At 65.8% G+C, this 22,864-nt stretch carries 21 protein-coding genes and 2 tRNA genes; 16 read left to right on the top strand and 7 right to left on the bottom strand.

Annotated features, from left to right (window positions below; all coding sequences use genetic code 11):
* Positions 1–143 precede the first annotated feature (143 nt).
* Positions 144–524 carry a hypothetical protein gene (locus GL279_RS13945; RefSeq protein ID WP_155065254.1) on the bottom strand — a complete coding sequence of 127 codons (381 nt, stop codon included), beginning with the start codon at positions 522–524 and terminating at the stop codon, positions 144–146.
* Positions 525–591: 67 nt separating this feature from the next.
* Here GL279_RS13945 and GL279_RS13940 point away from each other — a divergent pair, with 67 nt between their 5' ends.
* Positions 592–1,365, top strand: a complete 774-nt coding sequence (locus GL279_RS13940) for an alpha/beta fold hydrolase (protein WP_155065253.1) — start codon at positions 592–594, stop codon at positions 1,363–1,365.
* A 21-nt stretch (positions 1,366–1,386) separates the two neighbouring features.
* On the opposite strand, the gene GL279_RS13935 is transcribed toward GL279_RS13940, so the two are convergent.
* Entirely contained in the window at positions 1,387–1,689 is a 303-nt protein-coding gene (locus GL279_RS13935; RefSeq protein ID WP_155065252.1) for a hypothetical protein, read from the bottom strand.
* Positions 1,690–1,795: 106 nt separating this feature from the next.
* Here GL279_RS13935 and GL279_RS13930 point away from each other — a divergent pair, with 106 nt between their 5' ends.
* The 10 genes from GL279_RS13930 to GL279_RS19590 all read left to right on the top strand — a co-directional run bounded on the left by GL279_RS13930 (position 1,796) and on the right by GL279_RS19590 (position 14,328).
* The gene (locus GL279_RS13930) at positions 1,796–1,942 is read left to right on the top strand and encodes an entericidin A/B family lipoprotein (RefSeq protein WP_155065251.1); all 147 of its coding nucleotides are present in this window, start codon (positions 1,796–1,798) and stop codon (positions 1,940–1,942) included.
* A gap of 145 nt (positions 1,943–2,087) precedes the next feature.
* Positions 2,088–2,273: an entericidin A/B family lipoprotein gene (locus GL279_RS13925; RefSeq protein ID WP_155065250.1), complete on the top strand. Its 186-nt coding sequence runs from the start codon at positions 2,088–2,090 to the stop codon at positions 2,271–2,273.
* A gap of 428 nt (positions 2,274–2,701) precedes the next feature.
* Entirely contained in the window at positions 2,702–3,901 is a 1,200-nt protein-coding gene (locus tag GL279_RS13920) for a glycosyltransferase (RefSeq protein ID WP_170293984.1), read from the top strand.
* Positions 3,902–3,937: 36 nt separating this feature from the next.
* Positions 3,938–5,053: an acyltransferase family protein gene (locus GL279_RS13915; RefSeq protein ID WP_155065248.1), complete on the top strand. Its 1,116-nt coding sequence runs from the start codon at positions 3,938–3,940 to the stop codon at positions 5,051–5,053.
* A complete protein-coding gene (locus GL279_RS13910) occupies positions 5,050–6,393 on the top strand; it encodes an O-antigen ligase family protein (RefSeq protein WP_170293983.1) in 1,344 nt (447 codons plus the stop codon). Before GL279_RS13915 ends, GL279_RS13910 begins: the two co-directional genes overlap by 4 nt.
* Positions 6,390–8,447 (top strand): GumC family protein, encoded by a 2,058-nt coding sequence (locus tag GL279_RS13905; RefSeq protein ID WP_155065246.1) that lies wholly within the window; start codon positions 6,390–6,392, stop codon positions 8,445–8,447. The genes GL279_RS13910 and GL279_RS13905 overlap by 4 nt, the downstream gene beginning before the upstream one ends.
* A gap of 10 nt (positions 8,448–8,457) precedes the next feature.
* Positions 8,458–9,309: a hypothetical protein gene (locus GL279_RS13900; RefSeq protein WP_155065245.1), complete on the top strand. Its 852-nt coding sequence runs from the start codon at positions 8,458–8,460 to the stop codon at positions 9,307–9,309.
* A gap of 28 nt (positions 9,310–9,337) precedes the next feature.
* Positions 9,338–10,195 (top strand): sulfotransferase family protein, encoded by an 858-nt coding sequence (locus GL279_RS13895; protein WP_155065244.1) that lies wholly within the window; start codon positions 9,338–9,340, stop codon positions 10,193–10,195.
* Between the two features lie 3 nt (positions 10,196–10,198).
* Positions 10,199–11,554 (top strand): lipopolysaccharide biosynthesis protein, encoded by a 1,356-nt coding sequence (locus GL279_RS13890; protein WP_155065243.1) that lies wholly within the window; start codon positions 10,199–10,201, stop codon positions 11,552–11,554.
* A 173-nt stretch (positions 11,555–11,727) separates the two neighbouring features.
* On the top strand, positions 11,728–14,328 hold the full coding sequence (locus GL279_RS19590; RefSeq protein WP_170293982.1) for a family 16 glycosylhydrolase: 2,601 nt from the start codon (positions 11,728–11,730) through the stop codon (positions 14,326–14,328).
* A gap of 63 nt (positions 14,329–14,391) precedes the next feature.
* Here GL279_RS19590 and GL279_RS13880 read toward each other — a convergent pair whose 3' ends face one another.
* Positions 14,392–14,682 (bottom strand): alkylphosphonate utilization protein, encoded by a 291-nt coding sequence (locus GL279_RS13880; RefSeq protein ID WP_155065241.1) that lies wholly within the window; start codon positions 14,680–14,682, stop codon positions 14,392–14,394.
* A gap of 123 nt (positions 14,683–14,805) precedes the next feature.
* Between GL279_RS13880 and miaB the strand changes: the two genes are divergently transcribed.
* From miaB to GL279_RS13860, 4 genes are all read left to right on the top strand, one after another.
* Positions 14,806–16,140 carry a tRNA (N6-isopentenyl adenosine(37)-C2)-methylthiotransferase MiaB gene (gene miaB / locus GL279_RS13875; protein ID WP_155065240.1) on the top strand — a complete coding sequence of 445 codons (1,335 nt, stop codon included), beginning with the start codon at positions 14,806–14,808 and terminating at the stop codon, positions 16,138–16,140.
* Positions 16,141–16,328: 188 nt separating this feature from the next.
* Positions 16,329–16,697, top strand: a complete 369-nt coding sequence (rplU, locus tag GL279_RS13870) for a 50S ribosomal protein L21 (protein ID WP_155065239.1) — start codon at positions 16,329–16,331, stop codon at positions 16,695–16,697.
* Between the two features lie 12 nt (positions 16,698–16,709).
* Positions 16,710–16,982 carry a 50S ribosomal protein L27 gene (rpmA, locus tag GL279_RS13865; RefSeq protein WP_155065238.1) on the top strand — a complete coding sequence of 91 codons (273 nt, stop codon included), beginning with the start codon at positions 16,710–16,712 and terminating at the stop codon, positions 16,980–16,982.
* 108 nt (positions 16,983–17,090) lie between these two features.
* The gene (locus GL279_RS13860) at positions 17,091–17,639 is read left to right on the top strand and encodes a GNAT family N-acetyltransferase (protein WP_155065237.1); all 549 of its coding nucleotides are present in this window, start codon (positions 17,091–17,093) and stop codon (positions 17,637–17,639) included.
* A gap of 157 nt (positions 17,640–17,796) precedes the next feature.
* Here the strand turns inward: GL279_RS13860 and GL279_RS13855 are convergent.
* The 4 genes from GL279_RS13855 to GL279_RS13840 form a co-directional block, all read right to left on the bottom strand.
* Positions 17,797–17,873 (bottom strand) — tRNA-Pro (locus GL279_RS13855).
* A 353-nt stretch (positions 17,874–18,226) separates the two neighbouring features.
* Positions 18,227–18,874, bottom strand: coding sequence for a TetR/AcrR family transcriptional regulator (locus GL279_RS13850; RefSeq protein WP_155065236.1), 648 nt, complete (start codon positions 18,872–18,874; stop codon positions 18,227–18,229).
* A 346-nt stretch (positions 18,875–19,220) separates the two neighbouring features.
* Positions 19,221–19,296: transfer RNA gene (locus tag GL279_RS13845), tRNA-Val, on the bottom strand.
* Between the two features lie 73 nt (positions 19,297–19,369).
* Positions 19,370–20,239: an NAD(P)-dependent oxidoreductase gene (locus tag GL279_RS13840; protein ID WP_484555860.1), complete on the bottom strand. Its 870-nt coding sequence runs from the start codon at positions 20,237–20,239 to the stop codon at positions 19,370–19,372.
* Positions 20,240–20,361: 122 nt separating this feature from the next.
* Between GL279_RS13840 and GL279_RS13835 the strand changes: the two genes are divergently transcribed.
* Positions 20,362–22,815, top strand: a complete 2,454-nt coding sequence (locus GL279_RS13835; RefSeq protein WP_155065234.1) for a penicillin acylase family protein — start codon at positions 20,362–20,364, stop codon at positions 22,813–22,815.
* Positions 22,816–22,864: the final 49 nt, after the last annotated feature.

Raw genomic sequence — 22,864 nt, 5'->3', positions numbered from 1 at the left:
GTCCTCGAGCCGATCAGGGAAAAGAACCGTCTGCCCGCGTGCAACGCCTTCGATGAACCCCGACATGCCGATCCCCCAACGCCATGCCAAAGTCTATCACAAGACCGAGTTTTTACACAGGCTCGGCTCAAAGCCGCCTCCACTCACAATCCCCGCCAAGTCTTGAGCCAGACCACCATCAGCCCCAGCACCAGAAGGCCCATGGCGACGCTGGCGGCGACGCGTGTCGCGCTGCCCTGCAGCCGCGCCCCCTGCCCCAAAGGCCGCAGATAGGCGGTCAGCGCCTTGTGCGCGCGGTCGAAGCGGGCAAAGTCCACCTGCCGCGCCAGCCGGGGTTGCAAGGCGATGCGGTCAGCCCCGGCCATCAGCCGCGCCTCGCGCCGCAGGCGCCGGGGCAAGGCGCCACCGCGTCGGCGCAGCATCTCCTCCAGCACGGGATGCTGGCCGCGCCGGATGCCACCGAAGCGCGCCGCCATCAGGCTTGCCACCTCATCGGCCATCGGCCTGATGTCGTCGATCGTCATTCCCGTCCCCTTTGCGGCAAGGCTAGCGCCTCTGGCGTCGGCGCACCAGCGTGGTTAGGGTGGGGCCATGATGCTGAAAACGACCGAAACCGGCCCCGAATCCGATCTGCCGCCCGTGCTGCTGGCACATGGCCTGTTTGGCTCGGGCAAGAACCTTGGCGGGTTGGCCCGCCGGCTGGCTGCGACGCGCCGTGTGATCTCGGTCGATATGCGCAACCATGGCGACAGCCCGCATGATCCCGACCACAGCTATGCCGCGCTGGCTGGCGATCTGGCCGAACTGATCGCGGCGCAGGGGGGCCGCGCCGATGTGCTGGGCCACTCCATGGGCGGCAAGGCGGCGATGATGCTGGCTCTGACCCGGCCGGAACTGGTGCGTCGGTTGGTGGTGCTGGACATCGCGCCCTATGCCTATCACCACCGCGAAGGCCAGTCCGAGCTGATTGATGCCATGGAATCGGTGCGGCTGGACGGGCTGCGCCTGCGCTCCGAGGCCGAGGCGCAGCTGGCCCTGCAGGTTCCCGAACCGGGCGTGCGGGCGTTTTTGCTGCAATCGCTGGACCTCAAGTCCGAGCCGCCGCGCTGGAAGCTGAACCTGCCCGCGCTGCGCGACCAGATGCCTTTGGTGGTCGGCTGGCCTGGCGCCCCCGCCGGCGGCTTTACCGGCCCGGCCCTGTTTCTGACCGGCGCCGAATCGGGCTATTGCCGCGAGCCGCAGATCGAGGCTATTCGCGATGTCTTTCCGCAGGCACAGATCCGCATCATGGCCGGCGCCGGGCATTGGCTGCATGCCGACCGCCCGACCGAGGTGGCCGAGATCGTGGCCGATTTTCTCGGTTAAGCGATCCGCGACCGCGCCGGATCAGCAGCGCAGGCTGATCCGCGCCTCGCCGGTATCGCCGGGGATCTTGGTCACCATGCTGTCGGGGATCGGCGTGCAGCCCGTCGCCTGCCCCGCCGCCTGCATCATCAGCCCGGGCACCGGCGCGCGTTCCTTGCGCGTCAGATAGCCTAGCCGGATCACCTCGGCCTCGCTCTCGCGTTGAAAGACGGCAAAGCGGATGCCGTCCACGGTCACATCGTGGCGCTTGGCGCCGATGAAGCCCGGCGCGGGCGAGGCGCAGGCCGAAATCAGGGTCAAAAGGGCAAAGACGATTAGGCGCATAGCCGCAGTCTGCCCGCAAAAGGTTAAGGCTTTGCTAATTCCGGCCCCGGAACCCGCCGCGATTTCTTTGCGTTTGCCCATCACCACCCCACGCAAGGAGAAGATCATGCGCCGCATCGTGAAACTGACCCCCATCATGGCATTGCTGGCCCTTGCCGCCTGTCAGACGGTGCAGGGCGCGGGCCGGGACATGCAGGCCGCCGGCCATGCCGTGGCGCGCGAAAGCCGCGAGGTGCAGGCCAACGGTCTTTGACCCGGCTGCGGGCGACGATCCGCCGGCCCGTCCGCGCCGCTGGTGGTTTTTCGCCGAGCCCGCCCGATCACGCGTCTGTGCTGCAGCATCCGCCGCGCCGCCGGTTTAGCTTGCGCCCCAATCACAAGAGCAGAAAGGGACACAGATGCGCCATCTTATTCGACTTGCTCCTCTGGCTGGCCTGATCGCGATTTCCGGCTGCGAGACGATCCAGGGGGCGGGACGCGACATGCAGACCGCAGGACAGGTCCTGACCCAGCAAGGCTATCAGGCGCAGAACCGCATGGGCGAGCCTGCCGTGACGCCACCGGCCGCGATGCCCGGCTATTGATCCCGGTCGGGCCAAAGGCCCCTGCCAGACAGCTCCCCTCATGCGGGTTTTTGTTGCGATTGAGTCGCGTAAAAGCTGTATCAGCGGACCGCAGGCGCGATCCCCTGCACAAAAGGATAGCTGCACTGCAGCTTTGCAGGCCCTAATGCGATTGAAGCAGAGCGGCCAATGCGTAAAATACGCGGGGAATATCTCTGCACCTGCCAACGTTTGTCGGTAGGGTCCTGCAGCAGGATCAGGACGGGCGTGCGGCCCGATCGGCCGAACCGGCCCCTGGGGTTGCTGCCTGCTCTTTCGTGTTGGGCTGCCCGGCCGGGCCAGCCCGGTTTATGGTTGATAGCCCGTTTTCGGGGTTTGTTTGGATGATGGGGTCGCGTGTTATGACCAATGGCCGGTTGCGGGTTGCCGTGTTGAAGGACCGCTACCCGATGCAGTTCATGACCGCGCGCCATTCCCGGCACGAGCTGGACTGGCGGCGCTTCCTGCCGTTTACCCTGCTGTCGCACCGCCTTGAAGGCTTTACCGTGCTGGCCCCCGGCAAGCGGGTGGATCTGGTCCACAGCAGCAACCGCATTCCGCTGGGCGTCCAGAAATACATCCTTTCGTTCGAGGACAGCGCCCCGCGGCGCTTTGGCTTTGCCCAGGACAACCTGCTGACCCGCTATATGGACGACTGCATCGGCAGCCATCGCTGCCGGCGGCTTGTCGCCATGTCCTATTTCGCCCGCCGCCGTTTCCTGCACCAGCACCGCGACAACCCGATGCTGCCGGCGCTGCAGGACAAGCTGACCGTGCGCTATCCCAATATCATCCTGCGCGACGCGCCCGACCCGCTGCGCGACGATCCCTGCACCGAACTGGTGCTGACCTTCGTCGGGGCGCATTTCGCGCGCAAGGGCGGCTGCGTCGCCGTCAAGATCGCCGAAAAGGCCAAAGCCGCCGGTCTGCCGATCCGCGTCAACGTCATCTCGCCGCTGGAGATGGGCGCCGCGATCTGGACCGACCCCGAGCGCGAAGGATTTTACGACGAATACAAGGACCTGCTGACACTTGATAATGTGGATTACAGCGCGCGCCTGCCCAATGACGTCATGCGTGGCAAGCTGCGCCAGTCGCATTTCTGCGTGCTGACCACATTCGCCGATTCCTTCGGCTTTTCGGGGATCGAGGCGATGGCCGAACATACTCCGGTGCTGGGCACCCGGGTCTGCGCCCTGCCCGAGGTGGTTCAGGACGACGTGAACGGCATCCTGATCGACATGCCGGTGGACAGTCTGGGCATGTGGGTGCGCCCCGCCGACACGCCGCGTTCGAGCCCGGCCTATGAGGGATATTTCCGCAGCGAGGTCGATCGCATCGCCCAGGGCGCGATCGAGCGTCTGGCACCGCTGGTCGGCGACGGCGAGACGGTGCAGGCCATGCGCCGCGCCGCCCGCGCCACCGCCGAGGCCCGTTTCGACAGCCACACGGCCTCGCAATATTGGGACGCGCTCTATGCTGAGGTCGCGGACGAGGATCTGGCCTCGGTCCCGCGCCGCAGAGAACCCCTGCTGCCCGACCCCGCCCCCCTGAAACGTTCCGAGTTTGGTGGTTCCTTTGCCTATTCCTTCGACAGCCAGCAGCACTGATCCGATCCTGCCGCCGCGCTGCGCAGAGGCGCCCGCATGAGCACGGCTGACCATATCACCGCGCCCGCAAAGCTCGCCCAGCGCCGCGAGGCCGGACGCGAATCGTCGATCCGGGCCGGGACGCAATCGGGCGAGCGGCTTGACGGCCTGACCGGGCTGCGTGGCTTTGCCGTGCTGGTGGTGTTTCTGTCGCATTCGGCGAATGCCGGCCTTTTGCCCAGCTATTTCGGCATGGGCGTCGGGCAACTGGGGGTGATGCTGTTCTTCATCCTCAGCGGCTTTCTGATGAGCATGCTCTATCTTGGGCAGGCGCCGCGACCGCAGGTCGTCAGGCGGTATGTCGCCGCGCGGCTGGGGCGCGTCCTGCCGCTGTTCTACCTGATCGTGGCGCTGTCGCTCATCGCCACTGCCGCCGGCCTGCCCTGGCCATATCCGATGCCGGATGTGGGCGCGGTGCTAATGCATCTTTTCCTGATCAGCGGCACGCGCGAGCTTTGGGCCGTGCCGGTCGAGATCCAGTTTTACGTCATCTTCGTCGGCATCTGGTGGCTTTGCCATCGGCAGGGCGGCTTTTCGCACCGCGCACTGTGGCTGTGCCTTGCTGTGCTGGGCCTGCTGTTCGCGGCACAGGTGCTGGCGTTTCATCTGCACAAGATGAACTTCGTGACGGTGTTCTACTATACGGCGTTCTTCCTGACCGGCACGCTGATCGCGCTTTACCGCGCCCGGATCATGTCGCTGCACGCCCGGCTTGCCGATTGGGCACCGATGGTCCTGAGCCTGATCGCGCTGGCAGCCTTTGTCGCGGTCAATCCCAACTTCCGGGCGGGAACGGCGCTCGGGGTGCCGATCTGGGCCGATCCGTTGATCTGGGCGGCCATGGTGCTGGTGTTTCTGTCCGCGATGACCGGCTCGGGCATATTCCGGCTGCTTGGCACGCCGCTGCTGATGTTCTGGGGGGAAATCTCTTACGGGTTCTATCTGATCCACCCGATCCTGCTGCATTTCGCCGAGCCGCTGGCCGGCGATCTGGGGCCGCAGATGCGGGTGGCGCTGGTGGCGGTTCTTTGTGCGGCGACCAGCGCACTGGCGTGGCTCAGCCTGACCCTGTTCGAGCGCCCGGCCCTGAAGCGCGCAAAGGAATGGGCATGACCGCGACCGTTAGCCAGTTTCCGCCCTATCGCGCCGGGCAGGCATCCGCCCGCGCCGGATCGCGCGCCGGCGACATCATGGCGATCACCGATGGCGCCTTCATGGCCACGGTATTCCTGTTCTCGTCGGATGCCTTCGTCTTTCTGGGCGTGCATTCGATCGTCTGGCTGCTGTGCTATGCCTATTTCCTGATGCGCCTTGCGATCAGCCTATCGCAGCTCTCGGATGCGCTGGTGCGCAACTGGGTGTTCCTGCTCTATCCGATGCTGGCGGTGGTCTCGGTGCTGTGGTCGCAGTTGCCGGTCGATACGCTGCGCTTCGGGATCCAGCTGAGCGTCAGCGTGATGATGGGCATCTTCATCGGCAGCCGCTTTCGGCCAAGGCAGATCTTTCTGGCCTTCTTCGGGGTGATGCTGTTTGCCATGTTCGTGTCGGTGCTGAACCTCACCAGCGCCATCACCCCCGCCTATGACGGACGCCACCTGTTCCAAGGCATCTTCAACTCGAAGAACGCGCTGGGGCACCGGGCGGTGCTTTTCACCGCGACCTGCACCTTCGGGCTGTTCGTGCTGCCCCGGCTGGGCATCGGGCTGCGGCTGGCCTGCGTCATCGGGCTGGGACTGGTCGCCATCGTCCTTGCGGTCGCGGGCTCGGCCACGGGCATCCTGTTTTCCTTCGCGGCCTCCTGCGCGGGGCTGGTGCTGTGGATCCTGCTGAGATCGCGCGGGGCATGGATGTTCCTGCTGGCGTCTTGCGCCGCAGTGCTGGGCCTGTTTCTGATCGCCAGCCTGTTCACCAAGCTCGACCCGCTGTCCTTCCTGTTGTCGCTGGTGGGCCGCGATGCCACGCTGACCGGCCGGACCATCCTGTGGCAGTTCGGCTGGAACCATTACCTGATGCGGCCCTGGCTGGGCTTTGGTGCCGCCGGCTTCTGGGAGAACCCGCATTTCGCCTCGGACATTCTGGCATTGCAAAGGCGCTATGGTGACGGCGTGGTCGGCTTTCACGACCTGATCGTCGAGCTTCTGGTGATGCTGGGCCCGCTGGGGCTGATCGCCCATCTCTCGATGACGGCGGTCTGCCTTTACCGGACGCTGTGGCATGCGCGCCATGGTGCCGATCCCTATGCCGCCTGGGCCTTCATCATGATCCTGTCGATCTTCGGCATGTCACTGCTGGGCGCGCAATACTACCAGGGCCACGCCATCCCGCTGATCTTCGTGGTCGCGCTTGGCACCGCCTATCGCCTTCCCCCCTCTCGTCGCGAAGCCCCGTCGGCTCGCATTCCCTCCATCCGACCGGGCGCCTCCCTTGCGCTGGACATCAGAGGCCATCAATGAACCACGATCATCCCATCACCCCCGGCTGGCGCAACGACGTTCCGGATTTTGCCGTGCTGGTCCGGCGCACCTTTGGCACGCTCAGGCGCAAATTGCCGGTGCTGGCGCTTGGCAGCGTGCTGGCGGGCGCGCTGGCGACCGGGCTCGCGCTGTCGCGGCCGGATTACTACTATGCCAGCTCGGCCATCATGATCGACCCGCGGCTGGGCGGCAGCGGCGATGCGGCGGCGGCGCCGACGATCTATCTGGCCGACGCGCTGGTGGTCGATTCCGAAATCGAGGTGCTGCTGTCGGACCGGCTGCTGCGCCGGGTGCTGGAAAAGCTGGCACCGGAACTGCAGGGCGCCTTTGCCGATGCGACCAATGCCGACGGCCAGCCGCTGACCCCGCAAGAGCTGCAAGAGGCTCAGGTCACATGGCTGAGCAAGAACCTGACCGTCGAGCGGCAGGGCAATACCTTCGTCATCGTCATCGGCTTTACCGCCGAGGATCCCAAGATCGCCGCCGATGTGGCCAATACCGTTGCCCAGGAATATGTGGTGTTCCAGCAGGACGACAGCCGGGGCCGCGTCGAGAAGGAGGCCACCTGGCTTTCGGCCGAAATGACGCGGCTTTCGGGCGAGGCCCGGCAGGCGGCAGCGGCGGTACAGAAATTCATCGTCGACAATGACGTGCCGCCGGATGGCCAGACCGGCCTTGTCGGCGCCACCATGACCGACCTTGAACAAGAGATCGTGGCCGAGCAGCGCAACCTGCGCAGCGCCACCCTGTTCATGGCCCAGATCGAGACCGACATCCGCCGCCTGAAGAACGAGCGCGTGGTGGGCGATCTGTTGTCGCTGCGGCCCGACAATACCGCGCTGACCCGGCTGATGCAGCAATACAAGGATGCGGTGCGCAGCGACGGCAGCAATCAGGCGGTGATCTCGCGCATGGCGCAGCAGCTCATGGCCGAGCTGAGCAACATGAAAGAGGCGGCCGAGGCCTCGAAAGAGGTGGCCGAGGCGAACCTTGCCAAGCTGGACGCCCGCCATGCCGATCTGCAGGCCGAGCTGTCGCAGATTGCCGCGACCCAGATCGAGCTGGGCAACCTGCAGCGCGAATCCGATGCCGTCAAGGAACAGCAGCGCCGGGTGATGGAGCAGTTGCAGCGCAACCAGAGCCAGGACCTGTATATCGTCAGCGACACCCGTGTGATCGACGATGCCGTGCCGCCGACCTCGCCCGCGAACCCGCCGCTGGTGCTGGTGCTGGCCAGCGGCATGATCGGCGGCCTGCTGCTGGCGATGGCCTGGGTCTTTGTGCGCGCGCAGACCGACGACCGCATCCGCAGCGCCCAGACCCTGCGCGAGCGGCTGGGCGTGACCTATCTGGGCGCGGTGCCGCCCAAGCCCTTTGCCCCGGCCGCGCTGGCCGAGCCGGGCGTGCTGGCCCGCGTCACCTCGGCCGAAGGGCGCGAGTTCTATGAAAGCCTGCGCCGCGCCGGCGTCGCCTTGCGCCATGGCAAGGGCGCCACGCTGGTCACCTCGCCCCGCGACGAGGCCAGCCGCGCCATGCTGACCGCCAGCCTTGCCGCCTTTGTCGCCAGCCATGGCGAAAAGGTGCTGCTGGTCGATGGCGATCCGCTGGGCCGCCGTCTGGGCGCACTGGTGCGCCCGCGTCTGGGCGATGTGCAGGTGCTGAACCCGGTGATGGATCTGGCCACGCCTTCGGAAAACCTGACCGTCGCGCTGGCCAGCGCCGACCGCCCGGTCGATCCGGCGGCCTATTCGGCGGCGGTGCGCGCGCTTTTGGCCGCGCGTCAGGCGCAGGGCGAAATCGTGATCATCGACGGCCCGGCGCTGTCGGCCACGGTGGACGAGATCATCGCCGAGGCGCAGGTCACCCGCGTGTTGCTGGCCCTGCCCTTTGGCAAGGTGTCGCTGAACCTGCTGGAGCAGATCCTTGACCGCAACGAGCCGGTGGGCAAACGGCTGGCGGGCGTGTTCCTGACCGAGGTGGGGCCGCGCCGCTTGCGCCGTCACGACCCCGCCCAGCGCCCCAAGCTGGTCTGAGGGACAAGCCATGGCCGAGACCCCCTCCGAAGCCAAGGCGCGCGCGCCGCGTCAACTGCTGAACCCGCGCACCGTCCGCCGGCTGCGCATCTATTCCGGGCGGACCCGGGCGATGGCCGGCGGGCTGCGCCACCCCTGCCTGTTCCTGCACCTGCCCAAATGCGGCGGCACCTCGCTCTCTGAGGCGCTTTACAGCACCGTGCCGCTGCACAAGACGGTCGCCGTGCTGGACGCGGTCTCGACCCGGCGGGCGGCGGCGATCATGGCTTTTGACCGCGATCAAGAGGCGCTCTGCCACGAGGATCTGGAGCATGGCCACTTGACCTTTGCCCTGCGCGAGCAGCTGATGCTGGCGCATATGGCCGCAGGCGCGCAGCTGATCCATGGTCATGTGCTGTATTCGCCGCTGGCCCGGCGGCATTTCGGCGAACGCTATCGCATCGTCTCGCTGATGCGCGAGCCGGTGTCGCGGGCGCTGTCGAATTTCGCCATGATGGCCGGCAACGGCTATTGCAGCCCCGATGTCGAGGCCTGGCTGGACGGTCCGATCGGCCGCAGCCACGCCACGGTCTTCCTGCGCTATCTGGGCGGGCAGAACGTGGTTTCCGCCGCAGAGGAACCCGAGGTGCTGACGCGCGCGTTGTCCCGGCTGGAGGACATCAGCGTCATGGGGTTCCTTGATGACCTGCCCGGTTTCCTGAACCGCTTTGCCGATACCTTCGGCACCAAGCCGCAGGTCCACCGCTACAATCAGGCCGCCTGGCCGCGGATCACGCTAACCGCCGGTCAGCGCGCCCGCCTTGAGGCCGCCTGCGCCGCCGATACGGCGATCTATGAGGCCGCGCGCCGCAAGTTCGCCTGATCGCCTTCAAGAGTTACGGAGTTTCGCCATGCCCAAGCCCACTGCCATCGGGATCGGCGCGCAGAAATGCGCATCTTCCTGGATCCATGCGGTGCTGGCCGCGCATCCGCAGGCCGCCGTCGCCCGCGAGAAAGAGCTGGATTTCTTCAGCTATTACTACGACCGCGGTTATCGCTGGTATGAATCGCTTTTTGACGAGGCCAGCCCGGCGACCGTGCATTTCGAAAATTCGCCGTCCTATTTCCACGACCCGCGCACGCCCGAACGGGTGCGGGCCTATGATCCGCAGATGAAGATCCTGCTGCTGCTGCGCGACCCGGTGGAACGCGCCTATTCCAATCACCTGCATGAGGTGATCAAGGGCCATATCCCCAATCTCTCGTTCGAGGAGGGGCTGGCCAACAACCCCTCCTATCTGGACCAGTCGCGCTATGGCACACATCTGTCGCGCTGGCTGGATGTGTTCCCGGCCGGACAGGTGCAGGTGATGCTGGCCGAAAACATCAAGGCCGACCCCGCCGGGCAGGCCCGCCGGGTCTATGAGTTCCTTGGCATCGACCCGGAATTCACCACGGGCCTGTTGTCCGAGCGCCGCAACGAAAGCGACCGCGCCCGCCTGCCATGGCTGCGCAACCTGCTGCGCGCGCAGGGCGACCGGATGCGGCGCATGGGGCTTGAGGAACAGCTGATGCGGGTCAAGAAACTGGGGCCGGTGCGCAAGCTGCTGGATGCCAACCGCGTCGATGTGCGTCAGGAGGTGCCCGCCATGAGCCCCGACACCCGCAAGCGGCTGACGCAGGAGCTGGGCGACGAGATGCAGCGTCTGGCGGCGCTGATCGGGCGCGAACCCGTGGAATGGCCCAGCTGGGCGCAGGCAAGGGCCTGAGCGATGACGGATCAGAACCTCGATCACAGCCCGGTCGCCAAGGCAGGGCTGCTGCAACGGCTGTTGCGCCGCGGTGCCGTGCGACCGCTGATCATCCTTGCCGCGCGCGTTTTTGGCGCGGTGCTGGGTCTGGTGCTGAGCCTGATGATGGCGCGGGTGATGGGCGCGCATGAGATGGGCCGCGCACTGACCGCGATGTCTCTGGCGATGATCCTGCCGATCCTTGCCTCGGGCAGTTGCGAGATCGGCGCCTCGCGCTTCATCACGCAGGCGCTGTTCCGGCACGAGACCGCACGCGCCGCCGGGTTCATCGGCATGAACTGGCAGGTGGCGGCCATTTGCATCCCGCTGGTCATCGCCATCGGCCTGACCGGCATCATGCTGACCATGCCCGCCGGCCATGACCGGCTGGCGCTTGGCATCGCCATCGTCAGCGGCGCGCTGATGGGGCTTTTGCGCATCGGCTCGGCCCATGCCATGGGCTTTTCGCGGGTGATCGTCGCCACCCTGCCCGGCACCTTCCTGCGCCCGCTGATGCTGGTGCTGTTTCTGGGGCTTTATGTGCTGGTCTCGGCGACGCCGCCGACGGCGCCGGTGGTGCTGGCCTGCTTTTTCCTGTCGGCGGTGGTGAACCTTGGCCTGCAACAGGCGCTGCTGGCGCCGGAATATCGCCGGCTGGCGGATGCCGGCCGCGACATGAGCGAAAGTCGCAGCTGGATCTCTTATGGGCTGCAGATGGGCGCCACGATGCTGTTCATCGAATACAGCAAGGAAATCACCGTGCTGTTTTCCTCGCTGAGCCTGCAGCCCACCGACATCGCCCGGCTGTCGGTGGCGCTGTCCTTTGTCGGCTTTGCCCGTTTCGCGGTCATCGCCGTCAACCAGAGCATCACCCCCGACCTGTCGCGCAGCATCGCCGCCAATGACAACGGCCGGCTGCTGGATATTGTCGACCGCTCAAGCCTGATGAAGATCACCGCCGCCTTGGCCGGGCTGGTGCTGTTCACGCTGTTCGGTCGCCAGCTGCTGGGGCTTTACGATGATGAATTCGCCAAGGCGTGGTGGCTGTTGCCGGTGCTGATGGTTGATCCGCTGTGCCTTGCGGTGCTGGGCCCGTCCTCGAACGTGCTGTCGCTGACCGGGCAGCAGCGGGTGCTGATGCTGGTGGCGCTGGTAATGGTGCCGGTGCTGGCGGGGCTGGTGTTTCTGGGCGGCAAACTGGCCGGCCTGCCGGGCGCCGCGACCGGCGCCACCATCGGCTGGGTCAGCTTTTACGGCATCCTGTCCTGGCTGGTCTGGCGCGAAAGGGGCGTCAACCTGACCTTGCCGGGCACGCTGGCCCGCAGGTTCGCAAGATGAACCGTTCCGTCTGGTTCCGTTCGGAAGATCAATCCGATTTTCCAGATAATTGCCTAATTTGTATGAATAAAATATTAATTCGAATTAAGGACAACCTGCGGTTGACTGCGGGGCTGATGCTGGGGCTAGTGTTGGTGGAGTCCTCCCCAACCGCTTCAGCACAGAGTCAGCCCATGCCCTCATTGTCGGCCTACGAACTGGTCTTCAAAGACGACTTCGACAGCTCCCTGAACACCTATCGCGACGGAAAGGGCCTGTGGTCCACCGGGCCGAGGCGGGGCGATCTGATGACCAACGGCCCGAAATCGGTGTTCCTGTCGGATGAGGTCGAAACGGCGGATGGGCAAAAGGTGGGCATCAACCCGCTGAAGGTCGAAAACGGCGCGCTGCACATCAGTTCGGGCGTGATCCCCGAGGACAAGGCCGCGCTGGTCGCCGGGGCGCTGGACAATGTCGGGCGCGGCGCGCAGGCGGGCGACGTGAAATATTACACCGGCATGGTCTCGACCGCCGAAACATTCGCGCAGGCCTATGGCTATTACGAGATCACCGCCTCGATCCCGGTCGGCAAGGGGCATTGGCCCGCCTTCTGGCTGGCGCCGGCCGGCATCGGCTGGCCGCCCGAGATCGACATTTTCGAGGTCTACAGCAAGGGCGTCGGCGGCACCAAGACCGGCAAGGACAATACCTTCTCGACCGCGGGCTTCTTCGATCAGGTCGATGTGAACGGCAATCCGACGCAATCGGTGGACTGGAAGAACCCCTATGATCTGAACCCCGATGGCACGCCGCGCGATCCGATGATCAAGCACCTGGCGGGGGGCGATCAATATATCTTCCAGCACACCACCGACGCGATGAAAGAATTCGGCGCCGACATCTACAGCGGCAAATGGACCTGGGCGGCGGAATGGACGCCCGATTACATCGCCTTCTATTTCGGCCCCGACCACGACCATCTGGTCGAGATCTATCGCATGCCGACGCCCGCCGACCTGCAGACGCCGATGTATGCGATCATCAACGATCAGATCAGCTCGACCTGGGGCTGGGATCCGGTCGCGGGACTGGACCATCTGACCTTTGCCCCGGGCAATGATTTCGTCATCGACTCGGTCTCGGTCTATGCGCTGAAGCCCACCAATGTGCTCAGCGCCAGCGGCAAGGACGCCGTGCTGATCGACGGCGAAAAAAGCTCGCAGATCAATGGCTCGGGCGGCAATGATATCATCGTCACCGGCGGCGGGGCGGGTCAGGATTTCGTCAATCTGGCCGGCGGCGCCGATATCGTCCATGTCACGCGCGGCACCGGCAATGCCATCATCTCGGGCTTTGGCGCCGATGATCACATCGTGCTGGAGGGCTTCAATATCGACGGTGCGGCCGGCGCGATCAGCCGGCTGACCCAGGTCGGCAAGGACGTCTGGCTCAGCAATGGCGCCTATCCCGGCAATCCGCAGACGATCATCTTTCGCGATGTCCGGGTCGAGGATTTCCGCCCCGACCAGTTCGTCGTGCGCTGGTCCGAAACGCCCAATATCTGGACCGACAAGACCAAAAGCGCGACCAAGATCGGCGACAGCGACGGTGATGGCGTGGTCCGCGCGCTTGAGGATGGCAGCCGGATGATCGACACCGGCTCCAGCCACTCTGGCCCGATCACCATGATCGGCAGCAAGGCCGGCGACGAATACCACGTCTTTCGTCCGGGCACCGTCATCGTCGAGGCGGCCAATGGCGGCGTCGATACGGTCTATACCCAGCGCAGCCTGACGCTGGCGCAGAATGTCGAAAATCTGGTGGCCGTGACCGGGGCCAAGGGCATCGTGCTGACCGGCAATGCCGGCGACAACCGGATCGAGGGCAATGCCCATGCCAACAGCCTGCGCGGCGGGCTGGGCAATGACCTGATCATCACCCATGACGGCGCCGACAGCATCATCCACGGCTTTGGCGACGGCCATGACGTGGTGCAGGGCTTTGGCGCCGGCGACCGCATCCAGCTGGAAGGCTATGCCATCACCGATCCGGCGGCGCTGCTGTCGCGGCTGGTGCAGGACGGCAATCAGGTGCGGCTGGATCTGGGCGCGGGTGGCTCGATCACCTTCCGCGACGCGGTGCTGGCGGATTTCAGCGCCGCAAGCTTCATCGTCACGCCGGGCGGCACGCATGATTTCGGCACCGGCCCCCGCGATCCCTATGCCCTGCCCGGCGCGGGCAGCCCCGGCAAGGACCAGCCCTCGACCGAAACGCCGCATGAACCCGGCCCCAAGCCGGGGACCGGGAACGGCCACGGCAGCGCCCCGCTGCCGCCCGAGACCCCCTCGGGCAGGGTGATCCAGGGCGCGCATGACGGTGGCACCCTGCGCGGCGCCGGCATGGATGACGTGATCCTGGGCGGGCGCGGCCATGACGTACTGCGCGGGCTTGCCGGCAACGACTGGCTGGACGGCGGCGCCGGCGCCAACCATCTCAACGGCGGCGCGGGTCAGGATACGCTGGTGGCGCATGGCACCGGCGACAAGCTGTTTGGCGGCGAGGGCGCGGACCTGTTCATCTTTGGCAGCTCGGCGCGCGGCACGGCGGTGATGGATTTCACCCGGGGCGATCACATCGACCTTAGCGCGCTGGTCGATGACATGCAGGACCTGCGGCTGGTCACCGGCGGCGCCTGGACCAAGCTGATGCTGCGGGCCGATGATGCCTGGCATGAAATCGGCGCGGTGCGCGGCAGCAATCAGGCCGATATCTGGGACGGCATCCTCATCGCCTGAGGCCCGCCCCTGCCCCGATCGGGGCGACGCATCGGGCCAGGGGGCCCGATGCCATCTTGCCGGTCAGCGTTTGCGCACGAATTCGGTGCGCAGGACCAGCCCCTTGATCGTGTCATGGCGGCAGTCGATTTCCTCGGGATTGTCGGTCAGCCGGATCGAGCGGATGACCGTGCCCTGTTTCAGCGTCTGCCCGGCGCCCTTGACCTTCAGATCCTTGATCAGCACCACCGAGTCGCCATCGGCCAGCACGTTGCCGGCAGAATCCTGCACCACGGTCGCGCGACGTGCGGCAAGCTCGGCCGCCGGCAGCCACTCGCCGCTTTCCTCGTCATAGACATACTCCTCGTCGCTCATCGCGGATCCTTTCAGCCATGTTGACCTTGCTGGTAGCGCCGGATGCCGGCCTTCGCAACGGCGCGGCTTTGCAAAACGGCCGCTTTGCTGTATCAGCGCGGAACTTCCCAAGGACCGCACGGCATGACCGACCAAGCCAAGACCCCCGCCCCGGCGGAGAAAAAGCTCTTCATCAAGACCTATGGCTGCCAGATGAACGTCTATGACAGCCAGCGCATGGCCGAGGCCATGGGCGCCGAGGGCTATGTCCTGACCGAGGATCAGTCCGAGGCCGATATGGTCCTGCTCAACACCTGCCATATCCGCGAAAAGGCGGCGGAAAAGCTGTATTCCGACCTTGGCCGGCTGAAGCCTTTGAAGGCCGAGCGCCCTGACCTGAAGATCGGTGTCGCCGGCTGCGTGGCGCAGGCCGAAGGCGAAGAGATCCAGCGCCGCATGCCGATCGTCGATCTGGTCGTCGGCCCGCAGGCCTATCACCGTCTGCCCGCCATGGCCCGTGCCGGACGCGGCGTCGACACCGAATTCCCGGCCGAGGACAAGTTCGAGCACCTGCCGAAACCCGCCGCCACCCGCCGCGCCCCGGCGGCCTTTCTGACCGTGCAGGAAGGTTGCGACAAATTCTGCGCCTTTTGCGTGGTGCCCTATACCCGCGGCGCCGAGGTCTCTCGCCCGGTGTCGCGCATTCTGGCCGAAGCCCGCGATCTGGTGTCGCGCGGCGTGCGCGAGATCACGCTTCTGGGTCAGAACGTCAACGGCTGGCATGGCGAGGGGGATGGCGGCGAATGGGGCTTTGGCCGGCTGATCCGGGCCATTGCCGAAATCGACGGGCTCGACCGCATCCGCTATACCACCAGCCACCCCAATGACATGGCCGACGACCTGATCGCGGCGCATCGCGACGAACCCAAGCTGATGCCCTATCTGCACCTGCCGGTGCAATCGGGCTCGGACAGGATCCTCAAGGCGATGAACCGCAAGCATACGGTCGAGCAATATCTGCGGCTGATCGACCGCATCCGCGAGGCGCGGCCCGACATCATGCTGACCTCGGATTTCATCGTCGGTTTCCCGGGCGAGACCGATCAGGACCATCGCGACACGCTGGATCTGGTGGCGCGGGTGAATTTCGGCACCGCCTTCAGCTTCAAATACTCGCCTCGCCCCGGCACGCCAGCCTATGACCGCCCCGAGGTGGACAGCGATGTCGCCGATGCCCGGCTGCAGGAATTGCAGGCGCTGCTCACCAGCCAGCAAAAGGCCGCGCAACAGGGCATGGTCGGGCGCGAACTGGGCGTGCTTTTCGAAAAGCCGGGCCGGCTGCCCGGGCAGATGGTGGGCAAATCCGACTATCTGCACGCGGTCTTTGTCGAGGCGCCGCAGGCCCGTGTCGGCGATCTCGTGCGGGTGCGCATCACCCATAGCGCGCCGAACTCTTTGGCGGGCGAACTGGCGGCCTGAGGCCGCCAATTCTGTTGACTCGGCCGGCGCTTTGCGGCATAGCACCGCGACCGGCCGGGCTTGCGCCCGTTGCCGGTGTGTTATTTTGAAATCTCACCCGGACAAGGGTGCGCCGTCCGAAGGCGGGGAAACCCTCCGAACATCTGCTGGGCAGAGGCCGCAGGACGCGGGAAACAAGGAAGAAGCGAATGTTCGCAGTTCTGAAAACGGGCGGCAAGCAATACCGGGTTCAATCCGGTGACGTGCTGCGCGTCGAAAAACTGAACGCCGAAGCCGGCGACAAGATCCAGTTCAACGACGTGCTGATGATCGGCGCCACCATTGGCGCCCCGCTGGTTGCCGGCGCCGCCGTGCAGGCCGAAGTCATCGACACCATCAAGGCCGACAAGGTCATCACCTATGTCAAGCGCCGCCGGAAACACTCGTCGCAGCGCACCCGTGGCCACCGTCAGCAACTGACCCTGGTTCGCATCACCGACCTGCTGGAAAACGGCGGTGACAAGACCGACGTGAAAGCCGCTGTCGGCGCCCGCACCCGCGTCGAAACCGCCAACTGAGGAGACTGACCCATGGCACATAAAAAAGCAGGCGGTTCGTCCCGCAACGGTCGCGACTCGGCCGGTCGCCGTCTTGGCGTGAAACTGTTCGGCGGCCAGTCGGCCATCGCCGGCAACATCATCGTGCGTCAGCGCGGCACCACCTGGTGGGCCGGCGACAACGTTGGCATGGGCCGCGACCACACTCTGTTTGCCCTGACCGATGGCCAGGTGAGCTTCCGCAAGGGCCTCAAGGGCCGCACCTATATTTCCGTGCTGCCCGCGAATGTCGAGGCTGCCGAGTAAGCCGTTCTTAACACGCAGGTGTTAAAAAAGGGGATCGGCGCAAGCCGGTCCCCTTCGCTATTCCGGGGATCGTAACCATATGTTTTCCGAGTACGAGGGAGGAAGACCATGAACCAGCTGATCGCGCCGGTGCTGCACACGCAGCCCGAGATCGCGACGCAACGCTTTGTCCTGCGCCCACTCAGGGCATCGGATGTCGGACTGATCGCACATTACACTCAAGACCGCCGCGTTGCCGAAGGCACGCGCTCGATCCCCCACCCGCTGCCCCCCGGCGCGGCCGAGGCCTATGTCAAACGCGCCATGGCCACCGACCGCGAAGAGGATGTCTGGGCCATCGACGGTTCGGCCAACAAGCTGGCCGAGCTTCTGGGCGTGGTGTCGCTGACCCGGCTCGAGGCCGATCAGTCCGAGCTGGGCTTCTGGATCGGCGCCGGATTCTGGAACACGGGCTTTGCCAGCGAGGCGGTGGCGGCGCTGGTCGCGGCGAACCCGCATGGCTCGCGCACCCTGTTTGCCGAGGCGTTTCAGGACAACCCCGGCTCGGCCCGGGTTCTGACCAATTCGGGCTTCGAATATCTCGGCGACGCCGAAAGCTGGTCGGTCGCCCGCGATGCCCGCGTGCCCACCTGGACCTATCTGCGCAAGATGGCCTGACCGCGCCAGCCGGCCCGCATCGCTCGGGCCGGTTCCGGTGTCTCGGCAGAGCCGCGCTACAGGTGCCGCGCTGCTGGAATATGGGGCGAAATTGCGCCGCGGCGGCCAGCGATCCCGCGCAGCAAACCTAGATGTGATTCGGTGGAGAATTTTTTTCTGGTCGGGGCGAGAGGATTCGAACCTCCGGCCTACGGTACCCAAAACCGTCGCGCTACCAGGCTGCGCTACGCCCCGAACCTTGGGTTATCTAGCCGCTCGGCCGGCGCGGGAAAAGCATAAAACGGCTGCGAATGCAGGAAATTTCCCCACCACCCGGCCCGGCGCCGGCCGTTCCGGGCTGCAAAGCCTGATCAACCCTGCTGCGCCGGGAACTCTCGCGTCTCGCCTGTCGCGCGCATAATCGGAGAACATGAGCCGCGACACGAAGCCCGGCGCCCCGGAATGACGCCGAATCCGAAAGCCAAGGCGAGCCATGCGGCAGGTCAAGCCTTCGCCCCTGACGGCGGGCCCTTGGGCAGGCGCACAGCGCCTACCCCCAGCCGGACGAGAAACGCCCACGGGCCTCGCTTCAGATCATCTGCACCCGCTCAATGTTCGGTGCAGCAGCAGCAAGTGGATTTTTCGGCGCCATAGCAGGCAAGGAACATCCGCACCGCCCCGGCGCAGACAGCAAGCAGGCGCTCTTTGTCGATCGAGTTCACGCCGATGAACAGCGCCTGATTGCGCACCGTGGCACTGGCAAGGCTGATCAATTGATCTGCTGCCAGCTCCATATCGTCGATTCGCAGCTCGCCGCGCCCGACGCAGCGCTGCAGATAGGTCACCAGCTGCTGACGCATCAACAGCGGACCCGATTCGTAGTATTCGCGCGCCAGACCGGGAAAACGCTCGGCCTCACCGACGCTGACGCGATACATCTGCACGCCGAATTCCGAAACCAGCTGCGCCGAGATGATCGAAACGACAAAGGGCAGAATCTGGTCGACCGGCATGTCGACCTGCAACAAAGCACCGGCATCGGCGACCTCGCGCGACAGGTCGGCCCGAAAAACCTCTTTGAACATCACACGTTTATCGGGAAAATAGCTGTAAAGCGTCGCCTTGGAGACCCCCGCCTGCCGCGCAATATCATCGACCGTCGCACCTTCGAAACCATCACGCATGAAGATCGCGCGCGCGCCCTCGATGACCTGAAGAAATTTCCGCCCGCGGATAACAGGCAGGGTCTTCGTCATTACCATCAATCCCCCTCTCCCGAGACGCCTGAACTGCGCACATCGGGAAAACTTACTTGTTAAATGGCCAGTTGCCCCGTCACCCAAGGCGAACGGCTGTTTTTCCGATAAACCTATAGGCGTTAAACATGTCCATTAAGTCAATTACTCCAAAATGACACTTGATCTGACAAGGGGGTAAATAGGAGAATTTTTTTCCACGTGTGCGCCGTGATACGTCCGGTTCGCAAAACCTGCGCTCTTCACATAACGCAGGCTCCCGACGCGGCCGAAAATAATGGAATATGCGCAATTCTGCGGCAAACGGCGGCAAAACCGCAATATATTCGGCAGTTTGGCAGGAGTATGGTGGGCGGTGAGGGACTCGAACCCCCGACATCTTCGGTGTAAACGAAGCGCTCTACCAACTGAGCTAACCGCCCGCCTTGCCCGGCGTGATAGCCGAAGCCGGGCCGATTTGGCAAGCATCAGCCGCCGCACCGGCCCGCAATAGCCCTATTTGCGCAGCCGCGCAATCAGCGACGAGGTATCCCAGCGGCCGCCGCCCATATTCTGCACATCCTTGTAGAATTGATCCACCAGCGCCGTCGCCGGCAGCGAGGCGCCGGTCTCGTCGGCAGTGGCCAGACAGATGCCCAGATCCTTGCGCATCCAATCGACGGCAAAGCCGAAATCGAAGCGATTCTCGGCCATGGTCTGATAACGGTTAGCCATCTGCCAGCTGCCCGCCGCGCCCTGACTGATCACCTCGACCACATCGGCGATCGACAGCCCGGCCTTTTCGGCGAAATGCAGCGATTCCGCCAGGCCCTGCACCACGCCGGCAATGGCGATCTGGTTGCACATCTTGGTCAGTTGTCCCGCGCCCGAGGCACCCATCAACCGGCAGATCTTGGCATAGGCGGCGATCACCGGCTCGGCGCGGGCGTAATCTCCGGGGGTGCCGCCGCACATCACCGACAGCTGGCCATTCTCGGCCCCCGCCTGCCCGCCCGAGACCGGGGCATCGACGAAACCCAGCCCGGCCTCGGTGGCCTCGGCGGCCAGCTCGCGGGTGACGGCGGCCGAAACCGTGGTGTGATCGACAAAGACCGCGCCCGGCTGCATCCCGGCAAAGGCGCCATCCGCGCCCCGGCACACCTGCCGCAGATCGTCGTCATTGCCGACGCAGGCCATGACGAACTCGGCCCCTGCCGCCGCCTCGCGCGCGGTCCGGGCGACGCGGCCGCCGTGCTGCGCGGCCCATGCCTCGGCCTTGGCGGCGGTGCGGTTCCACACCGCCACCTCATGGCCCCTGGCGGCAAGGTGCCCGGCCATCGGATAGCCCATGACCCCCAGTCCCAGAAATGCAACGCGCGCCATCACTTTCTCCCCATGCTTGCGAAAGGCGCGTTGAACCCAACCACGCCCTGTCCTATTCACCCCGATGAATTCCATCACCCGGCGCGGGGGTCAACACCTGCGCCGCAAACCGGGCAGGCACAGGCATGGTCACAGTTTTCCGCTGGCTGGTGCGCCTGACGGTCGGTCTGATCGGGGTCGGGATCGCGCTTTTGCTGCTGGCCTGGTATTTCGTCGTCCGCTCGCTGCCCGATTACAATGCCACCTATGAGGTGCCCGGCATCTCGGCCCCGGTCGAGATCGTGCGCTCGACCGATGACGTGCCGCATATCTTTGGCAAATCCGATGCGGATGTGTTCTTTGCCCTTGGGCTGGCACATGCGCAGGACCGGCTGTTCCAGATGACCGTGCTGCGCCGCGCGGCACAGGGCCGGCTGGCCGAGATCTATGGCCCCGCCGTGCTGGCCTCGGATGAGCTGGCGCGGCGGCTGCAGCTTTACCGCAATGCCCGCGCCTCGGTCGATGCCCAGGACCCCGAGACCCGCGCCGCGCTTGAGGCCTATGCCCAAGGCGTCAACGCCTGGATCCGGCAGGTCAATCTGGACGCGCGCGGCCGCGGCGCGCCCGAATTCTTTCTGTTCCCCGATGACATCGCCTATTGGGAGCCGGCGGATTCGCTGGCCATCCTCAAGCTGCTGGCGGCCAGTTCGACCGTGCAGATCCGACGCGAGGTGCTGCGCGCCCGCCTGTCGCTGGCCGCCCCGCAGCGGGGACAGGACATCATGGCCGAACCGGGCGAGCCGCCGCTGCCCAGCTATGCCTCGCTGTTTCCCGGCGGCCGCTTTGCCGGCTCCGAGCGGCGCGCCGCGCGCCCCGGCTGGAGCCTTGGGCTGGCCGGTTATCTGGCGCCCGCGCTTGGCGCCTCGGCCAATGGCTGGGCGGCGGCGCCCGAGCGCACGGCCGCCGGTGGCGCGCTTCTGGCCAATGACCCGCAATTTGCCCTGACCGCACCGGGCCTGTGGTATCTGGCGCGGCTGGAGCTGGGCTCGGGCGGGGTGATCGGCGGCACGATTCCGGGCATTCCCGCCATTCTGTCGGGTCGCAACACGCATCTGGCATGGGGCATCACCCCGGCCCAGATCGACGATCAGGATCTGTTCATCGAAGAGGTGCAGCCCGGCGATTCCAGCCGCTATCGCGGCGCCGAGGGCTGGACCGCCTTTGGCACCCGGCGCGAGACGCTGCGCGTCAAGGGGGGCGACGATCTGACGCTGACCCTGCGCGAAACCGAAAACGGCCCGGTCCTGCCCGGCGGCCATCTGGGCATCGACAGCATCCTGCCCGCCGGCCATGTCGCGACGCTGGCTTGGACCGGCGGTCAGGGCGAGGACAGCTCGATGTCAGCGCTGGTCGGGCTGATGCACGCGCAGGACCGCACGGCGGCGGCGCGGGTGCTGGGCAAGATGGTCGCCCCTGCGCTCAGCGTCACACTGGCCGATGACAAGGGCGTGGGTCAGGTGCTGGCCGGCGCCGTGCCGGTGCGCCTGCCGGTGGCGCAGACCCAGGGCCGCCTGCCCTCGCCGGGCTGGAACCCCGCCGACCGCTGGCAGGGCATGGCCCCGGCCTCATCGGCGCTGGTCGATCTGGCGCCGAAATCGGGGATCGTCGCCACCACCGGCGCGGTGCAACCCAATGAGCCGCTCTTGGGCTATGATCGGGGCGACAGCTTCCGTCAGGCGCGGCTGCAGCACCTGATCGGCGCGCGCGAGATCCATTCCCGCGACAGTTTCATCGCCGCGCAGAACGACATCGTCAGCCCGGTCGCCCGCACCCTGCTGCCGCTTGTCGGCGCCGATCTGTGGTTCACGGGTGAGCCCGCCGCGCAGGGCACGCCCGAGCGCCAGCGTCAGGATGCGCTGACGCTTCTGGCGAATTGGGACGGCGCCATGAGCGAGCATCTGCCCGAGCCGCTGATCTATTCCGTATGGATGCGCGCCCTGCAAAACCGGATTGTGCAGGACGAGCTGGGCCCCTTGGCCGACGATCTGACCGAGCTTTACCCCCGCTTCATCGAAAAGGTGTTCCGCAACACCGATGGCGCCGGGGTCTGGTGCGACGTGCGCCAGTCCACCCCGGTCGAGACCTGCACCCAGATCGCCCGGCAGGCGCTGGATGCGGCGCTGCTGGATCTGACCAGCCGCTTTGGCCCGGATCTGGCCAGCTGGCGCTGGGGCGACATGCACCGCGCCCGCCATGTCCATCCCGCCTTGGGCGAGCTCAGCGGCATTTCCTATCTGGTGAACCTCCTGCAATCGACCTCGGGCTCGGGCTCGACGGTGGCGCTGGCGGGCAGCCTTGGCTATGGCCCGAACCCCTGGCTGAACACCACCGGCGCGGCCTATCGCGGCGTCTATGATCTGGCCGATCCCGACAGTTCGGTGTTCATCACCTCGACCGGGCAATCGGGCCATCCGCTGTCGCGCCATTATGACGACCTGTCCGAACTGTGGCGCCGGGGCGAATATATCCGCATGTCGCTGGACCCGGCGCTGGCCCGCGCCGCCGCCGAGGGCGTGACGCATCTGCAACCGGCGCCGTAGTCCCGCGCGGGAAGCGGCTTGCATGGCGCCGGGCGCGCCGATCAATCTG

The sequence above is a fragment of the Paracoccus limosus genome (assembly GCF_009711185.1).
Lineage (GTDB): Bacteria > Pseudomonadota > Alphaproteobacteria > Rhodobacterales > Rhodobacteraceae > Paracoccus > Paracoccus limosus.
The sequence above is the reverse complement of the archived record's forward strand: the minus strand, read 5'-3'. Positions and strand labels throughout refer to the sequence as shown.

Coding starts and splice junctions, on each gene's coding strand:
- GL279_RS13945 (WP_155065254.1), bottom strand. CDS start 524: ATGACGATCGACGACATCAGGCCGATGGCCGATGAGGTGGCAAGCCTG.
- GL279_RS13940 (WP_155065253.1), top strand. CDS start 592: ATGATGCTGAAAACGACCGAAACCGGCCCCGAATCCGATCTGCCGCCC.
- GL279_RS13935 (WP_155065252.1), bottom strand. CDS start 1,689: ATGCGCCTAATCGTCTTTGCCCTTTTGACCCTGATTTCGGCCTGCGCC.
- GL279_RS13930 (WP_155065251.1), top strand. CDS start 1,796: ATGCGCCGCATCGTGAAACTGACCCCCATCATGGCATTGCTGGCCCTT.
- GL279_RS13925 (WP_155065250.1), top strand. CDS start 2,088: ATGCGCCATCTTATTCGACTTGCTCCTCTGGCTGGCCTGATCGCGATT.
- GL279_RS13920 (WP_170293984.1), top strand. CDS start 2,702: ATGCAGTTCATGACCGCGCGCCATTCCCGGCACGAGCTGGACTGGCGG.
- GL279_RS13915 (WP_155065248.1), top strand. CDS start 3,938: ATGAGCACGGCTGACCATATCACCGCGCCCGCAAAGCTCGCCCAGCGC.
- GL279_RS13910 (WP_170293983.1), top strand. CDS start 5,050: ATGACCGCGACCGTTAGCCAGTTTCCGCCCTATCGCGCCGGGCAGGCA.
- GL279_RS13905 (WP_155065246.1), top strand. CDS start 6,390: ATGAACCACGATCATCCCATCACCCCCGGCTGGCGCAACGACGTTCCG.
- GL279_RS13900 (WP_155065245.1), top strand. CDS start 8,458: ATGGCCGAGACCCCCTCCGAAGCCAAGGCGCGCGCGCCGCGTCAACTG.
- GL279_RS13895 (WP_155065244.1), top strand. CDS start 9,338: ATGCCCAAGCCCACTGCCATCGGGATCGGCGCGCAGAAATGCGCATCT.
- GL279_RS13890 (WP_155065243.1), top strand. CDS start 10,199: ATGACGGATCAGAACCTCGATCACAGCCCGGTCGCCAAGGCAGGGCTG.
- GL279_RS19590 (WP_170293982.1), top strand. CDS start 11,728: ATGCCCTCATTGTCGGCCTACGAACTGGTCTTCAAAGACGACTTCGAC.
- GL279_RS13880 (WP_155065241.1), bottom strand. CDS start 14,682: ATGAGCGACGAGGAGTATGTCTATGACGAGGAAAGCGGCGAGTGGCTG.
- miaB (WP_155065240.1), top strand. CDS start 14,806: ATGACCGACCAAGCCAAGACCCCCGCCCCGGCGGAGAAAAAGCTCTTC.
- rplU (WP_155065239.1), top strand. CDS start 16,329: ATGTTCGCAGTTCTGAAAACGGGCGGCAAGCAATACCGGGTTCAATCC.
- rpmA (WP_155065238.1), top strand. CDS start 16,710: ATGGCACATAAAAAAGCAGGCGGTTCGTCCCGCAACGGTCGCGACTCG.
- GL279_RS13860 (WP_155065237.1), top strand. CDS start 17,091: ATGAACCAGCTGATCGCGCCGGTGCTGCACACGCAGCCCGAGATCGCG.
- GL279_RS13850 (WP_155065236.1), bottom strand. CDS start 18,874: ATGACGAAGACCCTGCCTGTTATCCGCGGGCGGAAATTTCTTCAGGTC.
- GL279_RS13835 (WP_155065234.1), top strand. CDS start 20,362: ATGGTCACAGTTTTCCGCTGGCTGGTGCGCCTGACGGTCGGTCTGATC.